This window comes from Maritimibacter dapengensis (genome assembly GCF_019218265.1).
In the GTDB taxonomy this organism is placed as follows: domain Bacteria; phylum Pseudomonadota; class Alphaproteobacteria; order Rhodobacterales; family Rhodobacteraceae; genus Maritimibacter; species Maritimibacter dapengensis.
The window spans coordinates 1-20032 of record NZ_JAHUZE010000010.1 but is presented as its reverse complement, the minus strand read 5'-3'; the positions used below and the strand labels follow the sequence as shown (position 1 = coordinate 20032).

Genomic DNA, 20032 nt, shown 5'->3' with positions numbered 1-20032 from the left:
TATTTCGCCGGTACGACGGCGTCCTTTTCGAGAAATGCATGGAACACTCCTTCAGCTCAACGATCCCGGTATCAATATCGGTAAAGCTGTTTCCCGAAAGATGAAGGCAAAATTTATTATTTCCTGGGCTCAATGCCCGAGAACACGATTTTCAACAATTGATCTGCAATCTCAGCTTCGCTCTTGTCGCCCTCAGGCGAATACCAGAATGCCATCTGATTGAAGGTCGAGAACAAAACATAGGCGACATATTTGGCTTCGCAGGGCGCGATCGAGCCTTCCTTCACACCAGCGTCGATCAATCCTTCTACCGCTTCCTGTCCCTTTTCCATGATCTTGCGCATCTTGGCCTTGTTCTCGGGGCCCAGATGCTTGTTGCCTTCGCGGATCAGGGCATAGCCGTAATCGCCGGTGCAAATCGTGGCGTAATTCTGGAAATAGGCACGCACCCTTTCAATCCCCGAAAGGGCGAGGTCGTTGACCCGCTCGAATATGTCCATGATCAGTTCAAGCGAGATTTCGACACACTGCAGCAGGATATCTTCCTTGTTCTTCACGTAATAATACAGCGCGGGTTTCGAGACATCGAGCAGGTCGGCCAGATCATTGATAGAGGTTTCGGAATAGCCCTTGGTGGTAAACTCATGTGCCGCAGTGTCGAGCAAAACCCGGCGTTTCAGCTTCTGCTGACGCTTGGAATCCTTGGTCTTGCGGCCCCAGCTGATCTCGTTCACGGCGTCCTCGCTTCGTGCTTGTTGGCGCAGGCATATATATGAATTACGCGGGATCGAAAAGCCGCCCCCGGGAATGGTGGTTTCCCGGGGGCGAGGTTTGTCAGGCGGCTGCGTCCTGCTTGATCATGTCGGCGGCTTTTTCACCGATCATGATACAGGTGGCGTTGGTGTTGCCGTTGATGATCTCGGGCATGATCGAGGCGTCCGCCACCCGCACATTGGCCAGCCCCCGAACCTTGAGCCGGGCATCGACCACGGCCATGTCATCGCGGCCCATCTTGCAGGTGCCGACCGGGTGGTAGGCGTGGTTGACCTCGGCGCGCAGGAAGTCGTCAATCTCGGCATCGGTGTCGAGGTAACGCTTGGGGTATAGCGGCTTGGCGATCTTATCCTTGAGCGGCGGGCCGTGAAGGATTTCCTGGGTCACCTTGAAGGCGTTGCGCATGTCCTTGAGGTCATCGACATGATCCAGAAGGTTCAGGTCGATATTGGGTTCGGACCCCGGATTGGCGTCCTTCAGCGTCAAACGCCCCCGGCTGCGCGGATGGCCGATATTGACGATCATGGTAAAGCCCCACTTGATCATCGACATGTAGTCATGGGCGTGGTTGCGATAGGGCAGCGGCACCATGTGAAGCTGGAAATCCGGGTTGTTCTTGCCCGGCTCAGACCGCAGGAAGCCACCCGCCGCCGTGGGCGGATTGGCGAGCCAGCCCTTGCGCTTGGTGAAATACTGGTAAAACGCGGCAAGGTTCTTGAGCGTGCCCAGCGGGCCCAGCGAAATACCGGTGCGTTTCTTCGACTTGAACACGAACATCACATCCGGATGATCATGCAGGTTTTCACCCACGCCGGGCAATTCGTGCTGCACCGTGATGCCGTGCTTTTCCAGCTCGTCGCGCGGCCCGATGCCCGAGAGCATCAGGATTTGCGGCGAGCCGAAGGCCCCGCCGCTGACGATGACCTCCTTGCCCACCTCGACCCGCTTGGTCTGGCCGTCCTGGTCGTATTCGACCGCCACCGCGCGGCCGTCTTCCATGACGATGCGGCGCACCGTGGCCTTGACCTGAATATCCAGGTTCTTGCGATCCATGATCGGATCGAGATAGCAGAACTTGACCGAGGCGCGTTCGCCGTTCTTGGTGGTGAACTGGTAGATGCCCAGCCCTTCGCGGTTGGCGCCGTTGAAATCGGCGGTCTTGGGGTAGTCCAGCTTTTCCCCCGAGGCGAGGAAGGCCGAATAGAAATCAAAGGACTCGTCGCCGTTGCTCACATGTAGCGGTCCGCTATCGCCGTGATAATCATCCGCGCCGCGTTCATTGTTCTCGGCCTTGCGGAAATAGGGCAGCACCTCGTCGTAGCTCCAACCTTCGTTGCCCAGTTCGGACCAGCGGTCATAGTCGCCGGACTCGCCCCGGATATAGACCATGCCGTTCATGCCCGACGAGCCGCCCAGCATCTTGCCGCGCGGGTGATAGAGCGAGCGATTGTTCAGCTTCTTCTGCGGCGCGGTGCGGAAGCGCCAGTTCAACTTGTTGATCTTGTAGTCCTGGATCAGCCCGGCGAACATGCCGGGGATCGAGACGAATTTGGAGTTCCCCGGACCGCCCGCTTCCAAAAGCGTGACGGTGGTGTTGGGGTCTTCGGATAGACGGGCGGCGACAACCCCTCCCGAGGATCCTCCGCCGATGACGACATAATCTGCCATTGTTACTCTCCCTGTTATCTATGTGTCTGTGTCAGACGATTTTCTTCATCACCGCCAAGAGCGTGTCAGTCAGCTTGCCGTAAGGCGGGTTGAGCAGGTCGGCCGAATTCAGCCGCGCCTGCCGGAAGACCGGCTTGTGGGCGCTGAAACTGTCAAACCCGGCCTTGCCGGTGTGGGTGCCCATGCCGCTGGCCCCGATGCCGCCAAAGGGCAGCTTTTCCTGGAACACGTGGAACAGGGTTTCGTTGACGCACATCCCCCCGGCCCAGGTGTTTTGCAGCATGTATTTTTCCTTGGCGCGGTCATGGCCGAACCAATAGAGCGCCAGCGGGCGGTCATGGCTGTTGATGTAATTCGTGACCTCGTCCAGCCTGTCATAGGTCTTGATCGACAGGACCGGGCCAAACACCTCTTCCTGCATGACCGTCATGTCCTCGGTCGGGTTGATCACCATGTTGAGCGGCAGGACACGGTTGTTGGTGCTGCCTTCGCCGCCATCCGGGTTGACCGTGACCACCTTTGCCCCCTTGTCACGCGCGTCTGTCACCAGATTGCGCAGGCGGTCGTAATGGCGGTCCGAGACAATGGTGGTGTAGTCCTCGTTGCCTTCGAGCTTGGGGAAGAACTTGGTAAAGCCCTTCTTCATGTCCTCGACAAACCCGTCGAGCTTCTCGGTCGGGACAAAGATGTAATCCACCCCGATACAGGTCTGGCCACAGTTCAGCACCTTGCCACGCAGGATCGAGTTGACCGCCTTGGACGGATCATAGCTGTGGTCGATGATCGCCGGGCATTTGCCGCCCAGTTCCAGCGTGATCGGCGTCAGGTTCGGCGCCGCCGCCTGGGCAATCTTGCGGCCCACGGCGGTGGAGCCGGTAAAGATCAAATGATCGAACGGCAGTTCGGCGAAGGCGTTGCCCAGGTCCGGCCCGCCGGTGACGATGGCCAACAGGTCCTCGTCGAAATTGTCCGACACGAGGTTGCCCAGAAGCTCGGTCGTGTGCACCGTCACCTCGCTGGGCTTGATCATCATCCGGTTGCCCGCGGCCAGCGCGTGCACGGCAGGCAAAAGCGCGATGGCATAAGGATAGTTCCACGGGGCGATATTGCCGATCACGCCCAGGGGTTGTGGCATGATCTTGCTTGTGGCGGGCAGCGAATGCAGGGTGGTGCCCACCCGGCGCGTGCGCATCCAGCGGCGCAGGTGCCGGCGGGCGTGTTTGGCCCCCGAGATGACGAGCATGAGATCGGCCAGTGTGGTTTCGCGCACCGAACGGTTGCCGAAATCCTTGTCGATGGCCTCGCAGATGTCGTGCTTATGTTTTTCCGTCAGGGTCAGCAGCTTTTCGATATTGCCGCGCCGTTCCTGATAGGACGGGTAAGGGTTGGCGTTCGACGCCGCCTTCTGGCGGGCAAAAAGCGCCTTGAGATCGTCGATGGACGTATCCGGGACGATGGGTGTCGCATGCGAATTCATTGTGTTTCCTTTCTGTCCGAAAGGCCGACCGGCAGGGGCATCTGGGCAAGCCTGGAGAACCGGCTAGCGGGTTGGGCCGTGGGTCGCGCGCGCGTTGGCGCTGCAAATCGAACTGTTACAGGCTTGATGCCGGGGGCCTCACACCGATTGGCAGAGGCCCCCGAAAGGGAGTGGGATCAGTAGTCGAGCCCGCGCGCCACAACTTCCCAGGCGCTGTTGTTGACCTTGGCCATGATAAAGGTATCCGAGCCCTGGTGGTCATCGGCCGAGAAGCTGACCGGTTGACCGCCGATCGGGTCTACATAGCCTTCTATCGCCTCGGTGGCCGCAAGGAAGTTTTCGGTGGTCAGGTCTTTGCCTGCCTCTTGCAGCGCCTTAATTGTCAGATCGGCAAAGATGTAGCCAAGCTGCGCCTGCGGTTCCATTGCCTTGCCGTGAGTGGCTTCATAGGCTTTGAGAATCCGCTTGGCTTCACCTTCGGCATTAGCGGCGGACTCATAGACGAAGGGCGCGACAAGGTACAGGTTCTGCATAGCGCCACCGGCAGCCCCAGCCACGGCATCCATGTAGGGCACCATTCCGGTCACGAAGATGGGCTCGAAGCCCAGTTTCTTGGCGGTGGCCACGGTGATGATCGTGTCCCGCACCGAGGTGGACAGGAAGACGATGTCACAGCCTGCGTTCTTCAGTGTGGTCACCGACGAGGTCAGGTCGGTCTCGGTGGCGGAATGTTCCGTTTTGGCGACGATCTTCATCCCATATTCGGCCAGTTGATCCTCGACCCCGTGGGTCATCTCCTCGCCCGCTTCATTGGCGATTTGCGCAACGCAAGGCGTGGAATAACCGCCATTTTCGTAGAAATAGGCGGCCGCAGCCCTGAACTGCTCATAATAGCTGCGGAAAAAGCTATAGACCATTGGGTTCACCGGATCGGTCATGACCTTTGAGGCGGTCAATGGGTACATGTTTGGCACCCCGGCGTTGAACTGAGTTGGCATCACGGCAAGGTTTTGCGGAGTGCCAAGGGCACCGATGATTGCAAAAACCTTGTCCCGGCGGATCAGCTTGTTTGCTGCCTGCACCGCGCGCGGCACTTGGTATTGCATGTCCTCGATGACAATCTCGATCTTGCGGCCATGCACACCGCCCGCTGCGTTGGCTTCATCGATACGCATGCGCATACCATTGGCACTGGGCACGCCCCAAACGGCCAGTGGCCCGGAAAGGTCGGTATACGATCCCAGTTTGATACTGTCGGCGCTCACCCCTTGGGTTTCCGCCAGTGCCGGTGTGCCCAGAAGGGCAGCGGCACTCAATGCTGCGATAAGTTGTTTCATGTTCTCCTCCGTTGGTTGATTCAGTACATGCTCGCGATCAGATCGCCGTACTTCTCCTCCACGACCTTTCTCTTGAGCTTCATGGTTGGTGTCAGTTCCTCGTCATCTGCTGTCAGAAGGATGTCTATCAGGCGAAATTTCTTAACCTGTTCGACGGACGCAAAGCCTTTGTTGACGGATGCGATTTCCTTATCGATCAGTTCTTCGATAGCCGGGTTGCGGCATAGCGATTTGTAATCGCTAAAGGGGATGCGCTGTTCCTGGGCGTATTTCTCGACATTTTCCTGGTCGATCATGATCAGCGCTGTCAGGAACTTGCGCTTGTCTCCTATGACAACAGCGTCGGAGATATACGGCGAGAATTTTAGCTCGTTTTCCATCAATGACGGCGTGATGTTCTTACCGCCCGCTGTGATGATGATGTCCTTTTTCCGGTCAAGAATGAACAGATCGCCATTCTGATCCAGCTTGCCGATGTCACCGGTATAGACCCAGCCATCAAGAACGGTTTCATCGGTTTTTTCAGGCGCGTTGTGATAGCCCGAGAAGTTGCTGCGCGCGCGGACAAGTATTTCACCATCCTCAGCGATTTTTAACTCCACGCCGCGGAAGGCTCGCCCAACCGATCCGATGGGGGATTGTCCTGGCACCGTAGCGGTGATGATCCCGGTCTCGGTCTGGCCGTAAGCTTCTTGCACGCTGACCCCAAGCGTCTGGAACCAATTCAATAGGTTGGGTGAGATCGGCGCCGCGCCGGACAGGATGGTGTGGGTCCGGTTGATACCCAGTTCAATGCGGATATTGCGCAGCACGGCATAGTCTGTGAGTTTTGCCGCCATTCGCGTGAGGAAAGAGCCACCGCCAGCCTGCACCTTTTCATTCAAGCGCAGTGCCAAGTTATAGGCCTTTCGACCCAAAGGCGTGCCTTCCTGCATGATGAAATTGATGCGGGAATAAAACTTCTCCCATACGCGTGGCACGGCGAAGATGGCCGTGGGAGCAACCTCTTGAATATCCTTTGCAAAAGTCTCGCCGCTTTCGGCAAAGTTAATGACCGAACCATAGCGGATCGGGATCGCCACCGAGATAATCCGCTCCGCCGCATGGCATAACGGTAGAAAGGTCAGGAACTCGTCCCCCGGACCAAAGGGCAGGTCCGGCGAATTGTCGGCCTGTGACAAGATATATCGGTTCGACACCTGTGCCCCCTTGGGGTTGCCGGTGGTGCCCGAGGTATAGATCAGGATCGCGAGATCTTCGGGCAGACCCGCGTCGATGCGCTTGTCCCATTCGACCTCCAACCTGGCACGGTCCTCATCGCCCAGCGCCAGAAATGCCTCCCATGACATGACCTTGGGGTGCGAAAAACGGCGTAACCCTTCCATGTCGTAGACCACCACATGTTTCAGGTAGGGCAGCTTTGTTTCTTGTTCGAGGAACTTATCAAGCTGCTCCTCATCCTCGACAAACAGAACCTTGGCCTGGCTATCGTTGAGTTGAAACGCCATCTGGCGTGACTGCAATGTCGGGTAAAGTCCGTGACAGACGCACCGAATACCCTGAGTTCCCAGGTCGGTGAACACCCATTCCTTGTTGTCTTCACTGATGATCGCGGCGACATCGCCGGTTTTCATCCCCAGGGACAAGAGCGCCACTCCAACCTGCCGGGCGCGGTCGTAATAATCTGCCCAGCTATAGGCTCGCCAGATACCAAGCTCTTTTTCGCGCATGGCAATGGTATTGCCTCGCGCGAGGCAATTCTGGCGAAACAGCTTGGCGAAGGTGTCGCAGCCGTCGATTAAAACGGTGGGCGGGTTCCAGTTCACAGTTTCTAGCGCCATGTCTTTTTCCCTTTCCAGCGACGTTCTTCGCGCACGCCTTCGTCCTTCACGCCGAGGTAGAACTCTTGGATGTTTTCGCTGGCCAATAGGCGATCGCGGTCGCCTTCCATGACGATGCGCCCGGTCTCCATCACGTAGCCGAAGTCGCAGGTTTCCAGCGCCACGGCGGCGTTCTGTTCTACCAAAAGCATAGTCACGCCTTCCTCGCGATTGATGTGTTTGATGATGTCGAAAATCTCGCCGATCAGACGCGGGGAGAGGCCGAGGGAAGGTTCGTCCAGCAGCATAAGGCGTGGCTTCTGCATGAAGGCGCGGCCAAGCGCCAGCATCTGCTGCTGGCCGCCGGACAGATAGGCCGCCTGTTTGTCGATAAAGCTGCGCAGGTCCGGGAACCAACCCAGCACCTTTTCGAAATCCTGTTGCACCGCTCCCCTATCCCGGCGGCAATATGCCCCCAGCATCAGGTTGTCGCGCACAGACAAGAGCGAGAACACCTCGCGCCCCTCGGGTACATGGGCCACGCCCATTCGGGCGACCACGTCAGGGTCTTGCGAGGAAATCTCGTTCCCATCGAGCTTGATCGATCCTTTGAAGGGGTCCAAGGCGCCCGAGATGGTTTTCAGGATCGTGGTCTTGCCCGCGCCGTTTGAGCCCATGATCGACACGATTTTGCCCTCAAGCACGGACAGGCTTACCCCGCGGATCGCCATGACCCTGCCATAGAATGTTTCAACGTTTTCCAGTTTTAATAGATCAGTCATGGCCGGTCCCCAGATAGGCGTGTTGAACATCCTGATTGTCCTGAACCTCGGCGGCCGTGCCTTCCGCCAGAAACCGCCCCTCGGCGATAGCAAGCACCTTATCGGACACTTTGTTCACCAACTTCATGTCGTGCTCGATCATCACCACGGTAATGCCGAGGTCTGCTTTGATATCCTCGATCCAGAAGGCGATGTCGGCGGTTTCCTCGGTGGTCAGACCACTGGACGGTTCATCCAGCAACAACAGCTCGGGTCCGGCGACCAAAGCGCGAGCAATCTCGATCTTTTTGCGGATTCCATACGGCAGATCAGACACGCGAGCGTGGCGATGTGCCTGAAGATCAAGGAACTCAATCACTTCCTCGGCCTTGCGGCGATGCGCCAGTTCCTGCTCCAACTGCCCACCGGCAAAAAAGAGCTCGCGCAGAGGTTTGAAACCATCCCGGCTGTGGCGACCAATCAGCAGGTTTTCGAGCATTGTTGCATGTTCGAACAGCTCGATATTTTGGAAGGTCCGAGCAATGCCGCGGCGCACGATCTGGTGCGGCTTGGCCGAGAGCAGGCTTTCACCACCCAGCCGAACATCGCCCGCTACCGGGTCGTAGATCCGGCAGATCAAGTTGAACACCGTGCTCTTGCCCGCACCATTCGGACCAATGATGGTATAGACCGTATCCGGCTCGACCGAAAAGGACAGGTTGTCCACCGCCTTCAAACCGCCAAAGGTTAGGGTAAGGTTTTCAACTTCCAGCCAGCTCATCTCAGACGCTCCGTTTTGAGGAAGGTTTTCTGACGCTGGAAGCTGCGTCGCTTGTACATCGGGAAGATGTTGAAATAGTGGTGGATCTTGAGCCAACGACCATAAAGCCCGTCTGGTTCGAACAGCATGAACACCACCAGGATTAGGCCAAAGGCAAGGCTATCAAGCCCGCTGGACGCAGCTACGCCCGCGGGCAGCAGCACCTTTATCCAGCTCAGAACCGTTGGGAGCAGCATGATGAAGAACGCGCCAAAGACGGCTCCATGAATGGTGCCAAGGCCACCCACGACGATCATCAGCAAGAGCCGGATCGATTCCCCCATTCCGAAACTCTCCGGGCTGAGAAAGAAAAAGGCATGGGCCAAAAGCGTGCCCGCCAGACCGGCCAGTGCGGCAGAAAGGAAGAAGGCATAGGCCTTGAAGAAGGCAATATCGACACCAAGACCCCGAGCCGAAACTTCGCTATCGCGGATCGCAATCATCGCCCGACCGCTACGCGAGCGGGTGAGGTTTCGCACCAACAAGAGCACACCTACGAACACTCCGAGATTGACGAAATACTTCTGCCAGCTCTCGAACAGCTCGACGCCAAAGATGGTGATTTCTGGAACGGGCATACCGCCGTGACCACCGGTGAAATCCCCTCCTGACCCGATCAGGCGCTCGATGATGAGCGCAAAGGCCAGGGTCGCAATGGCAAGATAAAGTCCATGCATCTTGGAGCAGATCCGACCCAGCGCTAGCCCTGCAATGCCGGAGATCAGCGCGGCCAAGGGCACTGACAAGAGCCATGGCACACCGTAACGTGTCATCATGATTGTATGGGCATAGGCCCCGATAGCGACAAAGGCCGCGTGGCCGAAACTGACTTGTCCCGAGAAGCCGGTAAGGATCATCAGGCCCAGACCAGCAATGGCGTAAATGTAAACGAAACTGAGTTCGTCCAGATAGTAGCCATCGACCAAGAGCGGCATCAGCAGCGCCACCGCAAGGAAACCCAGGTACCAAGCAGCCTGTGCACCGTCGCGAAAAAGTCGGATGTCCTGTTCATAGGATTTTCGGAAGGTAATACGCATCGGATCAGACCTTTTTTTGGTGCATCTGGGAAAGCAACCCTTGCGGACGAACCAGCAGCACTGCGAACATGATCACATAGGCCCCAACGCCCTTGAGCGTCGGGAAGGCGGTGTCGAAGAATGGCTCGGCAAAACCAATAAGCAAGCAGCCAAGCACTGCGCCTGGGATCGACCCGAACCCACCGACGATGGCCCCTGCAAAGGCCTTGAATCCGATGAATCCTATCTGCGTGGACACCAGCGCAATCGGACCGAGAAGAAGCCCGGCCAGCGCGCCGAACATTGCGGCTAGAGCCCATATTGAAGAGGTCAGCCGCTTGACCGGCATACCCATATAAAAGGCAGCCAGTTGGTTGAGCGACAATGCCTGCATCGCAATGCCGACCCGCGAGAAGCGGAAAAAGAGGAAGAGAGCCAGTGACAAGAGCGCTGCAGCCAGGATGGCAATCACGTGATCCCAGCCGATGATCACACCCGTAAGGTCAATTGTACCGGGCATCATCGAGGGCAGTGAGAAACTGTCGAACCCCCAAAACATCCCCGCCAGCGCGCGCAGCACGATGCCGGTGGCCAGCGTCAGGATAAAGACGACAAAGACCGGCTGTCCGGTCATCCGTCGGATCACCAGCGCGTCATAAGTATATCCGATGCCCCCTAGCACGGCGATGGCCAGAAGAAAGCCAAGCCAGAATGGCATTCCCCAGAGCACGATAAACTGGAACCCGAAAAAGGCCCCGAGCATCATGAACTCGCTTTGGGCAAAGTTGATTTGTTCTGTGGCCTTGTAGATCAGCACAAGGCCGATCGCGATAAGGCTGTAAAGACTGCCCTGCGCCAAGCCAATAATGGCAAGCTGCATGACATCCGCGAAGTTGAGGCCGGTCATGAGGCAACACTCCAATAGGACAATATTTCGGTAACGGTCATCTCTCGCGCGCCGGCGGCAGTCGGGGGCGCAGCTGGGGTTCTGGAAAACCTCGGAGCAGGAGCGGGCTGGATAACGCCGTCAACATCGACGAATGTGCAGCGCGCCTTGTTTTGTGGGTGATCAGGTGCTTCAGACATCGAGAGAACCGGGGCAAAACAGGCATCGGTTCCTTCCAATATGGCGCACCATTCATCGCGGGTCTTGCTGGCGAAGACTTCAGTCAAGCGTTCCTTTTTCAAAGTCTGCGTTGTAGAGGTATACTGATCTTTGAACACCGGATCATTTGTGAGGCCCATGCGCTCAAGGAATTCGGCATAGAATTGCGGTTCGAGGCAGCCCAGCGCGACATACTGTCGGTCCAAGGTTTCATAGCAGCCGTACCAGGCCATACCTCCATTCAGGAAGTTCGAGCCCCGTTCATTGTCGTTCCAGAAACCGGCGGACAAGAACCCATACTGCATCGCCATCATCAGCGCCGATCCGTCGGTCATCGCGGTGTCGACGACCTGTCCTTGCCCGGTCGCACGTGCATGTGTCAGGGCGGCCAAGACTCCAACGCTCAGCATCATTGCCCCACCGGCCAAATCGCCGACGACGTTCAGCGGTACCGTTGGGGGTGCGTCTGCATCGCCCACCGACCAGATAGCCCCCGACAGGGCGGCATAATTCAAATCATGTCCTGCTGCCTGCGCCAGCGGGCCGGTCTGTCCCCAGCCAGTCATCCGACCGTAGACCAGTGCGGGACTGCGCCCGAGCACCTCGTCCGGGCCAAATCCTAGCTTTTCCATAACGCCGGGACGAAAGCCCTCGATCAGAATTTCGGCCCGCTCCAACAATTGCCAAAGGGCCGCCTGCCCATCATCTGTCTGCAAATCCAGCACCACCGATCGGCGCGAGCGGTCGTAGATGTTAAACTTTTCCTTGATCGGGAACGGATACTTCTGCCCTGGGCGTGCAACTCGCACCACCTCGGCTCCGAGATCGGCAAGATGCATGGCAGAAAATGGAGCGGGTCCAAGCCCGGCCATCTCGACCACACGCACACCTTTTAGTGGACCACTGCGAAGTTGCATACGCCTACCTCACCGCGCTTTCAGGCGGGTAGCCGCGTCCACGCGCAGGGTCTCGCCGTTGATATAGGCATTTTCGATCAGGAAGGCGCAGGCATGAGCGAATTCCTCCATTCGCCCGACCCGTTTGGGCGCTTCGCAACTCTCTATCAGGCTGTCGATTACCTTTTGGTCAAAGGACATGACCATAGGCGTGCCGAACAGTCCCGGCGCGATGGCATTGACGCGTACGCCGTAACGGCCAAGCTCGCGCGCGGCAGGCAAGTTCAGCCCGATGACACCGTTCTTGGAACTTGCATAGGCCGCCTGCCCGATCTGCCCCTCATAGGCAGCTCCGGAAGCAACGTTGATCAAAACGCCGCGTTCCTCTCCGTTCTCGAGATCGTTCTTGGCCATCTGCGCGGCGCATTTCGACAGCATATTGAAGGTGCCGACAAGATTGATATCAATGGTCCGGCGGTAAGCATCAAGCGAGGTGGCATTGCCATCGCGTTCGATGATCTTGCTTGGCGCAGCGACGCCCGCACAGTTGATGCAGACGTGCACCGTGCCGAATTTCGCAACCACTTGTGCGATTACTGCCGCCGCCTCTTCGTCGCTGGTCACGTCCAGCTTGGCAAACATGGCCCGCTCACCCAGTTCCGCAACGAGCGCAATGCCCTCCTCGGCATTCAAGTCGCAGGCCACGACATTGGCCCCGCGCCCATGCATGTAACGCATAGTCTCGGCTCCGAGGCCCGAGGCGCCGCCAGTGATTATGATAGTCTTTCCCTCAATCTGCACGATGTGATCCTTTAGAATGCCGAGATGCCGGTCAGCGACCGCGCAATAATGAGTTTCTGGATTTCCGTGGTCCCATCCGGGATCGGCCCGATCAGCGATTCTCGAGCCAGGCGTTCGATGATGAAGTCCTTGGTCACGCCGTTGCCGCCATGGATTTGCAAGGCATCACGCGCGGCGGTTATAGCGATTTCGGTGCCATACCACTTGGCCATGGCGCATTCGGCGTCACAGCGCTCGCCCGCGTCGATCATCGCCCCTGCCCGCAGGGTCAACAGGCGGGCAGCGTCTATCTTGGTGGCATTGGTGGCGATCTTGTCGGCAATCAGCTGGTGCCCAGCGATCAGCTTGCCGTGCTGGCTGCGTTCCCGAGAATACTTAATGGCCTCATCATTGGCGCGGCGGCCCACGGCATAGCCCCAAACAGCCATGTGACAACGGGCACGCTCAAAGACCACAAGCGTCTGGCGCAAGGCCTGACCGGCGTCACCAATGATGTTACCGACCGGCACCCGCACATCGTTGAGGAAGACCTGCGCCGTGGATTGACCATTGAGCGCGATTTTCTTGATATCGCGAGTCTCGAACCCATGCTCCTCGCGGTCAATCAGGATATGACTGAGCCCTTCCTCAGTGCGGCAGGTGCAAATGAAGATGTCGGCAAAGCGCCCGCTGGAAATCCAAGTCTTCTCTCCCGAGATCACGTAATAATCGCCATCGCGAACCGCCTTGGTTTTCACTGCGGCCACGTCCGAGCCCACGTCCGGTTCCGAAATGCCGACACTGGCAAATTTCTTGCCTGACAGCAGGTCCGGCACATAGCGTTCGCACAATTCCGGCGGCGCAAGGCGGATCAACAGATCGGCAGCCACAACGTTGATCAACAGCGGCACGGCCAGATCAAGCGAGGAATAGACCACCTCTTCGAACAGCATCAGGTGCGTCACCCAATCCATGCCGTAACCGCCATGTTCTTCTGGATGTGGTGCGGTCAGCACCCCGAACTCGGAAAGCTGCCCGGCCCATTCCCGGAATTTCTCATCCGGGATAACCTGATCGTCGTACTTACGAATTTCCGGCTCAAGCTTCTCGTCAAGAAACCGGCGCAACCCGTCCACGGCCGCCTGTTGTTCTTCTGTTTTGCGGTACATAATCTTGCCCTCCCTTAGCGTGCCAGCACGGTGATTGCCGCCACGGCCTCTTCCAACCCGACAAGCCCGCCGCCATTCTCGGCCACGGCCACTTGGGCGCCTTCGACCTGTCGCGCGCCGCATTCGCCGCGCAACTGGCTGACCAACTCGTAAATTTGCCCTAACCCTGTCGCCCCGATCGGATGGCCCTTGCTTTCAAGTCCGCCCGAAGGGTTAACGGGCACGCGGCCCCCAATGCAGGTTTCGCCTCGCTCCGAGGCCGGGCCGCCTTCGCCCAACTCCACCAGGCCAAGGTTCTCAATCTGGATAATTTCGCCCATGGCGGTAGCATCATGCACCTCAGCCACCGACACATCCGAAGGCGAAATACCTGCAATCTCATAGGCATCGCGGGCCGCGCGGGCGGTGATATGATTAGTAAAATCTTCAGCCATCCGGTCGCTCCCGGTACGGATGATCGAAGCTTTCACCTCGATCGCTCGATGGCGAGAGAGACCAAGACGTTTAAGCCCCTCTTCGCTCACCAGAACAGCAGCTGCGCCACCATCCGAGATTGGAGCGCACATGGGCAGAGTCAGAGGATAGGTGATCGGCGGAGCGGCCAGCACCTGTTCAACTGTATAAGGGTCGCGGTATTGCGCTTTTTCGTTATGAACCGAATGGCCGTGGTTCTTAGCCGCCACAGCGGCAATCTGCGTCTGCGTCGTACCAAAATGCTTCATATGCAACCGGCAGAATGCCGCATAGACATCCATGAAGACGCTGTAAGGTTTAGGCGATGTACTGCCTTCAGGCACCTCAACGCCTTCACCCAGCGCTAGAAGCTGCGCCTTGGTTGCCTCGACTGCGGAAATGTCCCACGCCCCATCAAAGACGCTGAACATCCGCTCACGGTCAGTCGAAAACATCTTCTCGGCCCCAACGGCCAAGACAATGTCGCTGTCACCGGCGCGCAGGGCCTGGTTGGCCAATGAAAACGCCGTCGCTGCACTGGCACATGCATTCTCGACGTTGACCACCGGGATGCCTCCGATGCCCATGGCGCGCAGGGCAACCTGACCGGGAACCATCAACTGACCTTCCATGTGGTTCTGGGTGGCGTTCGAAAAATAAGCACCCTGCAGGTCAGACTTTTGAACACCTGCATCGTTCAGCGCGGCATCAACCGCCTCTTGTGTCAGGGATTTCACAGTGCTGTCGGCCTGCTTGCCCATCCGGGTCATGCCCACGCCGATGACATATGTCTTGGTCATAAATTTCTTTCCCTTATTGACCGGTGAAGACCGGTTTACGTTTTTCAGCGAAGGCCTCGAGGCCCTCCTTGATATCGTCCGACCGAAAATGATTGCGCAGCGTTTCCAATTCGAGCTGCAGCGCACCAGATTGCGACATTTCCATCGACTGATTGGCGACCGACTTCATCCGCCGCAGTACCAGCGGACTTTTGGCAGCGAGCTTCTCTGCAAACTCCTGCACGCGATCGTCCAGCGTATCGTCAGCGACAACTTCCTGCACAAGACCCATCTCCATCAGGCGGCGGGCCGGCAGCGCATCGCCAGAAAAGAGCAGATACTTGGCGTTGTTCAGCCCGATGCGCTCGGGCAGAACCGCAGCGCCACCAGCACCAGGAAAAACTCCGAAATTCGAATGCGCGTCGCCGATCCTGGCACTTTCACCGGCAATCAGCACATCGCAGCACATCGCCAGCTCCAACCCGCCAGCCATCGTGATCCCGTTCAGCCCACCAACCACGGGCACCGGCAGATTACGCAGGCGCTTGAACAATTGCGCAATCGCATCAAGAAAATCGCGTTTTCCGCGCACCCCGAGGGTATCGAGTACTTCTTTCAGATCCGCACCGGCACAAAATGCCGAACCCGTTCCAGTAATGACCAGGGATCGCACCCCGTCATTACCCTCGACCCAGCTTAGCGCATCAGCGAGCTCATCAATCACATCGAACGACAACGCATTCATCTGCTCAGCATGCGACAGCCGGATCGTGGCAACACCATTGATCTCATTCACTGCGATTGTTTCGTACGCCACGTCTGTCCTCCCCGTCTTGATTATTTATTAATTACCAGTCGGTAATATAAATCAATAGAAAAATTTCCCTCAAAAAACCAATGAGTTACGATGATTCCACCACAAGACGATGGTGTTTTACGGACTCCAATGATCTTCGGAGTCCTGACGATTTCCGATTCGAAAGACCGATTTTTTAGTGATGGTGCCGCGGGCGAACCGCGAACTATTGGCGCATAGCCTTGGCACTGGTCATATCCCCGACCCGCTGAATCCGTCCTGAACCAACTTTGCATGTTGGCACACGTGCGACACATTTCACGTGGCCTGCGTTTTCAGCGATGAAGACATCACTGACTTCGGCGGAACTGCACTCTTCAGAGCCCCATTGTCGCCATTGCAGAAGCCTGCAACACCGACTTTGACCGTTGCAGAAGGAAGCCATGCCGACGTTGAAGACGATCTAGAGAAGATCGACGAAAGCAGTCGCTGACACTCGGTCTCCACACAGTTCAGACAGGCCAATCTGGTCGCTACGTGGCGCTCGAAACACTTGGCCTCAACGAAGCAGCCAAAGCGAAATTCCCGGAATGAACGTAACCATCATCAACACCGTCACGATCAGGGCCATGAACGGCAAGACCGAAAGGCAGATTTCCGAGAACTTCTCGCGGAAGGCCGTTGTCGCAACGAAGAGGTTCAACCCGATGGGCGGGGTCAGGAACCCGATTTCCAGGTTGATGACCATCATCACCCCGAAATGGATCGGGTCGATGCCATAGCTCATCGCCGGAACCAGAAGCAGGGGCGCCAGGATCAGGATGGCCGAGATCACGTCGATGAAACACCCGATCACAAGCAACAGAAGGTTCACCGCAATCAGGAAGGCGATTTTGCTTTCGGTGATCGAAGTGATCCACATAGCCAGCTCGTGTGGCACGCGTTCGATGGTCAGCACCGACTTCAGGCTGAGCGCCACTGCTATGATCGGAAAGAGCATGCCCAGCATCACGGCCGTATCCAGCGTGGTCTTGCGAAAATCCGCGAAGCTGAGTTCGCGGTGAATGAAGGCTTCGACCAGGAGCCCATAAGCCAGCGCCACAGCCGCCGCCTCGGTCGGAGAGAAGTATCCGCTATAGATCCCCCCCAGAAGGATCACCGGCAAAAGCATCGACCAGATGCCCTCTTTCAAGGCAATCACAAAGGCCGGCAGATCAAAGGATTTCGACGGCAGATGCCGATTGACCCAGAACGAGTACCCAGCCAGCACCGCCGTCAGCAGGATACCCGGTCCGATGCCCGCAATGAACAGGTCGGCAACGCTTTTTTCCGTGACAAGCCCATAGACAATCAGCGGGATTGAAGGCGGGATCACGATCCCAAGGGTTCCCCCCGAGGTGATCGCTCCAAGGGAGAACCGTTTCGAATAACCCGCCTCGCGCAGGGCCGGATAGAGGATTGCGCCAACAGCCAGCAGAGTGACGGGCGACGACCCGCTGATTGCGGCGAACAGAGCGCAGGAAAGCACCGTCGCCACCCCCATGCCCCCGGGCAACGGGTCGGTGGCCAGCATCGTGACCCGGATCAGACGTTTTGCGATTGACCCGCGTGTCATGATGTTCCCGGCAATCAGGAACATCGGGATCGCCAGCAAGAGATCGTTGTCGAGGCTGATCCACATGTCCTCGACCAGGTATTCCAGCCGTCCATCCCCCCAGACCAGGTGGACATAGGCCACCAACGCCAAGAGCAGGACAACCGCGTTCATCCGGAAGAACAGGCAGGTAAAGACCAGGGCAAGAAGACCAGCAACATCCATGGATCAACGGTCCTGCGATTTGGATTTCAGAATGGGTGAAACACAGAAGGCAAAATGCCTGAGTGCCGATGACAGGAATGCATAGGGAATGATCAACTGGATCGGCCACAGCAGGAAATAAAGTACGGCGGCCCGATCGCCCGCGGCGCGGGTTTGGCCCACGAAATAGATTGCGTATCCTGCCAGGAACAGGAAAAACAACCCTGACAGCAGGTCTCCGATCCGATCAAACATCGCGCCCCGGCGGCCGGTGATGAGGTGATCGAATATCTCGGGCCGAAGATGGGCATTGTGATGGGTGGCCAACACGAGGCCCAAAAACCCGGCCACGATGGCGACATAGACCGCCACGGTCTTGATACCCAAAACCGAGATGCCGAACAGCTCGCGTCCGATGACATCGCCCATCAGGAGGATCGCCACGCAGCTATAGGCCAGCGTGGCGATCGCCCCTTCGATTGTGGTCAGTATGTCAATCGTGCGCTTCAAGACTGCCAGCCATCAGTTGGTGCAGGCAGCCTTGGCGGCCTGAACCCGGTCCCAGACTTCGGCGGCATTACCACCCATTTCCGAAACGATACGTGCCTGTGCAGCGGGGGCGACGGCTTTCCAGGCGGCCAGTTCGTCGGCGTCGGGATCATGCACGGTCAGACCTGCCCCCTTGATCTTGCCGATCAGCGCACCTTCCGCACCGCGGATGGCGCCCCGCAGGCCGTTCATCGCTGTGGCCGCTTCAATGACCCAGCCCATTTCCTGCTCGCTCAACCCCGCGGCGGTTTTCTTGGACATAGCCACAAGGCCCACCTGGTAGACATGGTTCGTCGTGGTCACGAAGGGCGCTTCCTGGGCGTATCCCACGGCAATGCCAAAGACGGTCGGCCAGGTCACTGCCGTGACGCTTCCGGTCTTCAACGCAGGCATCGTGTCAACACCGCCCAGCGGCACGGCAACCCCGCCAGCCTCTTCCATGAACACCGAATCCGGAATGGTCGGCGCGGTACGGATCTTGGTCCCGGCAAGATCGGCTGGGGTCTTGATCAGCGACTTGGAGAAGATGATCTGCTGGCCAACCTCAAAGTCCGCCAGTGGAACGATGCCCGCAGCATCAAGCTCCGCCCCGAAGGCGTCGCGCATATGTTTGTCATAAACGCAATCCGCCTGTTCAGGGCTATCAAAGATGTAGGGCGCCGACATCAAGGAATACTCGGGTACCAGTAGCGATATCGCCGTGTTGGACACGGCCACGATATCGACCCGGCCCCGGGCTGCCTGACGGACCATGGTCTGCTCGTCACCCAACTCCTGGCTCCAAAAGGGCGTGATGGTCAGCTCGCCACCCGACAATTCCGCGGTTTTTGGGGCAAAACCTGCAAGGAACTTGCCCCAGGGCGACCCCTCGGGGGCGGCTGTGCCCAGGCGCAGGGCGCCCGCGTCGGCAGCTGCGGCAAGGCTCATGCTCAGCATCGCAGCAACGGCCGTTTTGGTGAAAAGTTTCATTGATTTTTCCTTCCTGTTTTGGTTTGCCGCCCTGTCACGCGACAGCACGGCCTAGTTCATCTTCGGCCTCTTGGGACCGTTCGCTGAACAGGCTGAACCGTTCCCGGTATTCGCTGGGTTTGAGACCAACGAATTTCTTGAAAAGGTTCCTGAAAAAGGCGGTGTCGAAATAGCCAACATGGACGGCCACCGCCTCGACATTCATGTTGGTTGTCTCCAGCAGCATGCGCGCTTCTTCCACGCGCACCCGCTGCAGGTAATGCGTTGGCGGCAGACCGGTTGCGGCCTTGAATCGTCGTTTGAAGGTCCGGTCCGCCAGGGTCGAAGCCTCGATCGCGCCGGGCAGGACATCCTGCGCGGCATATTGCTCGTCGATCCACATCTGTGCTCGCGTAATCGCGCTGTCACCATGGTCGATCTTGGGTTGCCATTCGGAAAACGGAAGCTGCCCACTGCGTTGACCGAATATCGTATAGGCCCGCGCCGTCTGGGCCGCGACCAACGGCCCGGCCTCTTGCGAGATGATCTGGATCACCAGGTCCTGCCAACAGGTGCCGCCGCCTGCGACCCAGATCCGCTCGTCCTCGCCAACACGATAAACCGCCCGATCAAAGGAGAACCGGATTTGCGGATAAAGTTGGCTCAGTGACTCGGCCATTGTCCAATGGGTTGTTACCTCGTGCCCATCAAGCAGCCCCATTTCGGCCAGCAGGATGCCCCCCGACGAAATGCTGCATATGGTGGCACCACCGTCATATAGTCGTTGAACCCATTTCGTCATCTCTTCAAAGCCAGTAACGCCAAACCCCCAATCGGGGCCCAGTTTCCACTGGGCAATGAAGGTCGGCAGGATCACGTAATCCGCTTGCTGGATGTCCTCGAGTGCATGATCCGCCCGGGTTTTCAAACCCCAATAGGTGTCCAGCTCACCCGCCTGCAACGCCACTGTCACTGTACCCTAATTAATCAGATTCTGCGGATTGGAAGCGTTTTCGGCAGATTCTGTACCCTTAATTGCAATATATCCACAGGGCGCTGCGTCAGTGGCTGACACAGCTTTGGCGC

Annotated in this window: 18 protein-coding genes; all 18 read right to left on the bottom strand. The window is 57.8% G+C overall.

Annotated features, from left to right (window positions below; genetic code table 11):
* Positions 1-116: 116 nt before the first annotated feature.
* The 18 genes from KJP28_RS19695 to KJP28_RS19610 all read right to left on the bottom strand — a co-directional run bounded on the left by KJP28_RS19695 (position 117) and on the right by KJP28_RS19610 (position 19919).
* Positions 117-734 carry a TetR/AcrR family transcriptional regulator gene (locus KJP28_RS19695; protein WP_071974204.1) on the bottom strand — a complete coding sequence of 206 codons (618 nt, stop codon included), beginning with the start codon at positions 732-734 and terminating at the stop codon, positions 117-119.
* A 100-nt stretch (positions 735-834) separates the two neighbouring features.
* Positions 835-2442 (bottom strand): GMC family oxidoreductase, encoded by a 1608-nt coding sequence (locus tag KJP28_RS19690; RefSeq protein WP_071974203.1) that lies wholly within the window; start codon positions 2440-2442, stop codon positions 835-837.
* A gap of 31 nt (positions 2443-2473) precedes the next feature.
* Positions 2474-3919, bottom strand: coding sequence for a coniferyl aldehyde dehydrogenase (locus KJP28_RS19685; RefSeq protein WP_083545782.1), 1446 nt, complete (start codon positions 3917-3919; stop codon positions 2474-2476).
* A 176-nt stretch (positions 3920-4095) separates the two neighbouring features.
* The gene (locus KJP28_RS19680) at positions 4096-5256 is read right to left on the bottom strand and encodes an ABC transporter substrate-binding protein (RefSeq protein ID WP_071974202.1); all 1161 of its coding nucleotides are present in this window, start codon (positions 5254-5256) and stop codon (positions 4096-4098) included.
* Between the two features lie 20 nt (positions 5257-5276).
* Positions 5277-7097: an AMP-dependent synthetase/ligase gene (locus KJP28_RS19675; protein WP_071974201.1), complete on the bottom strand. Its 1821-nt coding sequence runs from the start codon at positions 7095-7097 to the stop codon at positions 5277-5279.
* Positions 7088-7858: an ABC transporter ATP-binding protein gene (locus tag KJP28_RS19670; protein WP_071974200.1), complete on the bottom strand. Its 771-nt coding sequence runs from the start codon at positions 7856-7858 to the stop codon at positions 7088-7090. Before KJP28_RS19670 ends, KJP28_RS19675 begins: the two co-directional genes overlap by 10 nt.
* Positions 7851-8618: an ABC transporter ATP-binding protein gene (locus tag KJP28_RS19665; RefSeq protein ID WP_071974199.1), complete on the bottom strand. Its 768-nt coding sequence runs from the start codon at positions 8616-8618 to the stop codon at positions 7851-7853. The genes KJP28_RS19670 and KJP28_RS19665 overlap by 8 nt, the downstream gene beginning before the upstream one ends.
* The gene (locus KJP28_RS19660; protein ID WP_071974198.1) at positions 8615-9694 is read right to left on the bottom strand and encodes a branched-chain amino acid ABC transporter permease; all 1080 of its coding nucleotides are present in this window, start codon (positions 9692-9694) and stop codon (positions 8615-8617) included. Before KJP28_RS19660 ends, KJP28_RS19665 begins: the two co-directional genes overlap by 4 nt.
* A gap of 4 nt (positions 9695-9698) precedes the next feature.
* A complete protein-coding gene (locus KJP28_RS19655) occupies positions 9699-10580 on the bottom strand; it encodes a branched-chain amino acid ABC transporter permease (protein ID WP_071974197.1) in 882 nt (293 codons plus the stop codon).
* Positions 10577-11695: a CaiB/BaiF CoA transferase family protein gene (locus KJP28_RS19650; RefSeq protein ID WP_071974196.1), complete on the bottom strand. Its 1119-nt coding sequence runs from the start codon at positions 11693-11695 to the stop codon at positions 10577-10579. Before KJP28_RS19650 ends, KJP28_RS19655 begins: the two co-directional genes overlap by 4 nt.
* Positions 11696-11704: 9 nt before the next feature.
* Positions 11705-12475 carry an SDR family NAD(P)-dependent oxidoreductase gene (locus KJP28_RS19645; RefSeq protein WP_071974195.1) on the bottom strand — a complete coding sequence of 257 codons (771 nt, stop codon included), beginning with the start codon at positions 12473-12475 and terminating at the stop codon, positions 11705-11707.
* An 11-nt stretch (positions 12476-12486) separates the two neighbouring features.
* Positions 12487-13746 (bottom strand): acyl-CoA dehydrogenase family protein, encoded by a 1260-nt coding sequence (locus KJP28_RS19640; protein WP_255552495.1) that lies wholly within the window; start codon positions 13744-13746, stop codon positions 12487-12489.
* On the bottom strand, positions 13638-14876 hold the full coding sequence (locus KJP28_RS19635) for a thiolase family protein (protein ID WP_071974194.1): 1239 nt from the start codon (positions 14874-14876) through the stop codon (positions 13638-13640). The genes KJP28_RS19640 and KJP28_RS19635 overlap by 109 nt, the downstream gene beginning before the upstream one ends.
* Positions 14877-14889: 13 nt before the next feature.
* Complete coding sequence (locus KJP28_RS19630; protein WP_071974193.1) at positions 14890-15672, bottom strand: enoyl-CoA hydratase/isomerase family protein; 783 nt, start codon at positions 15670-15672, stop codon at positions 14890-14892.
* Positions 15673-16210: 538 nt separating this feature from the next.
* Complete coding sequence (locus KJP28_RS19625) at positions 16211-17470, bottom strand: TRAP transporter large permease (protein WP_071974192.1); 1260 nt, start codon at positions 17468-17470, stop codon at positions 16211-16213.
* A 3-nt stretch (positions 17471-17473) separates the two neighbouring features.
* On the bottom strand, positions 17474-17959 hold the full coding sequence (locus KJP28_RS19620) for a TRAP transporter small permease (RefSeq protein ID WP_071974191.1): 486 nt from the start codon (positions 17957-17959) through the stop codon (positions 17474-17476).
* A 12-nt stretch (positions 17960-17971) separates the two neighbouring features.
* Complete coding sequence (locus tag KJP28_RS19615) at positions 17972-18967, bottom strand: TRAP transporter substrate-binding protein (protein ID WP_218394102.1); 996 nt, start codon at positions 18965-18967, stop codon at positions 17972-17974.
* A 34-nt stretch (positions 18968-19001) separates the two neighbouring features.
* On the bottom strand, positions 19002-19919 hold the full coding sequence (locus tag KJP28_RS19610) for a GlxA family transcriptional regulator (protein WP_071974189.1): 918 nt from the start codon (positions 19917-19919) through the stop codon (positions 19002-19004).
* Positions 19920-20032 lie beyond the last annotated feature (113 nt).

Excerpts from the sequence above, each read along its gene's own strand:
- KJP28_RS19680 (WP_071974202.1), bottom strand. The coding sequence starts at position 5,256 with ATGAAACAACTTATCGCAGCATTGAGTGCCGCTGCCCTTCTGGGCACA.
- KJP28_RS19635 (WP_071974194.1), bottom strand. The coding sequence starts at position 14,876 with ATGACCAAGACATATGTCATCGGCGTGGGCATGACCCGGATGGGCAAG.
- KJP28_RS19660 (WP_071974198.1), bottom strand. The coding sequence starts at position 9,694 with ATGCGTATTACCTTCCGAAAATCCTATGAACAGGACATCCGACTTTTT.
- KJP28_RS19675 (WP_071974201.1), bottom strand. The coding sequence starts at position 7,097 with ATGGCGCTAGAAACTGTGAACTGGAACCCGCCCACCGTTTTAATCGAC.
- KJP28_RS19615 (WP_218394102.1), bottom strand. The coding sequence starts at position 18,967 with ATGAAACTTTTCACCAAAACGGCCGTTGCTGCGATGCTGAGCATGAGC.
- KJP28_RS19625 (WP_071974192.1), bottom strand. The coding sequence starts at position 17,470 with ATGGATGTTGCTGGTCTTCTTGCCCTGGTCTTTACCTGCCTGTTCTTC.
- KJP28_RS19665 (WP_071974199.1), bottom strand. The coding sequence starts at position 8,618 with ATGAGCTGGCTGGAAGTTGAAAACCTTACCCTAACCTTTGGCGGTTTG.
- KJP28_RS19655 (WP_071974197.1), bottom strand. The coding sequence starts at position 10,580 with ATGACCGGCCTCAACTTCGCGGATGTCATGCAGCTTGCCATTATTGGC.
- KJP28_RS19685 (WP_083545782.1), bottom strand. The coding sequence starts at position 3,919 with ATGAATTCGCATGCGACACCCATCGTCCCGGATACGTCCATCGACGAT.
- KJP28_RS19670 (WP_071974200.1), bottom strand. The coding sequence starts at position 7,858 with ATGACTGATCTATTAAAACTGGAAAACGTTGAAACATTCTATGGCAGG.
- KJP28_RS19690 (WP_071974203.1), bottom strand. The coding sequence starts at position 2,442 with ATGGCAGATTATGTCGTCATCGGCGGAGGATCCTCGGGAGGGGTTGTC.
- KJP28_RS19640 (WP_255552495.1), bottom strand. The coding sequence starts at position 13,746 with ATGCGGCGCGCGACAGGTCGAAGGCGCCCAAGTGGCCGTGGCCGAGAA.
- KJP28_RS19650 (WP_071974196.1), bottom strand. The coding sequence starts at position 11,695 with ATGCAACTTCGCAGTGGTCCACTAAAAGGTGTGCGTGTGGTCGAGATG.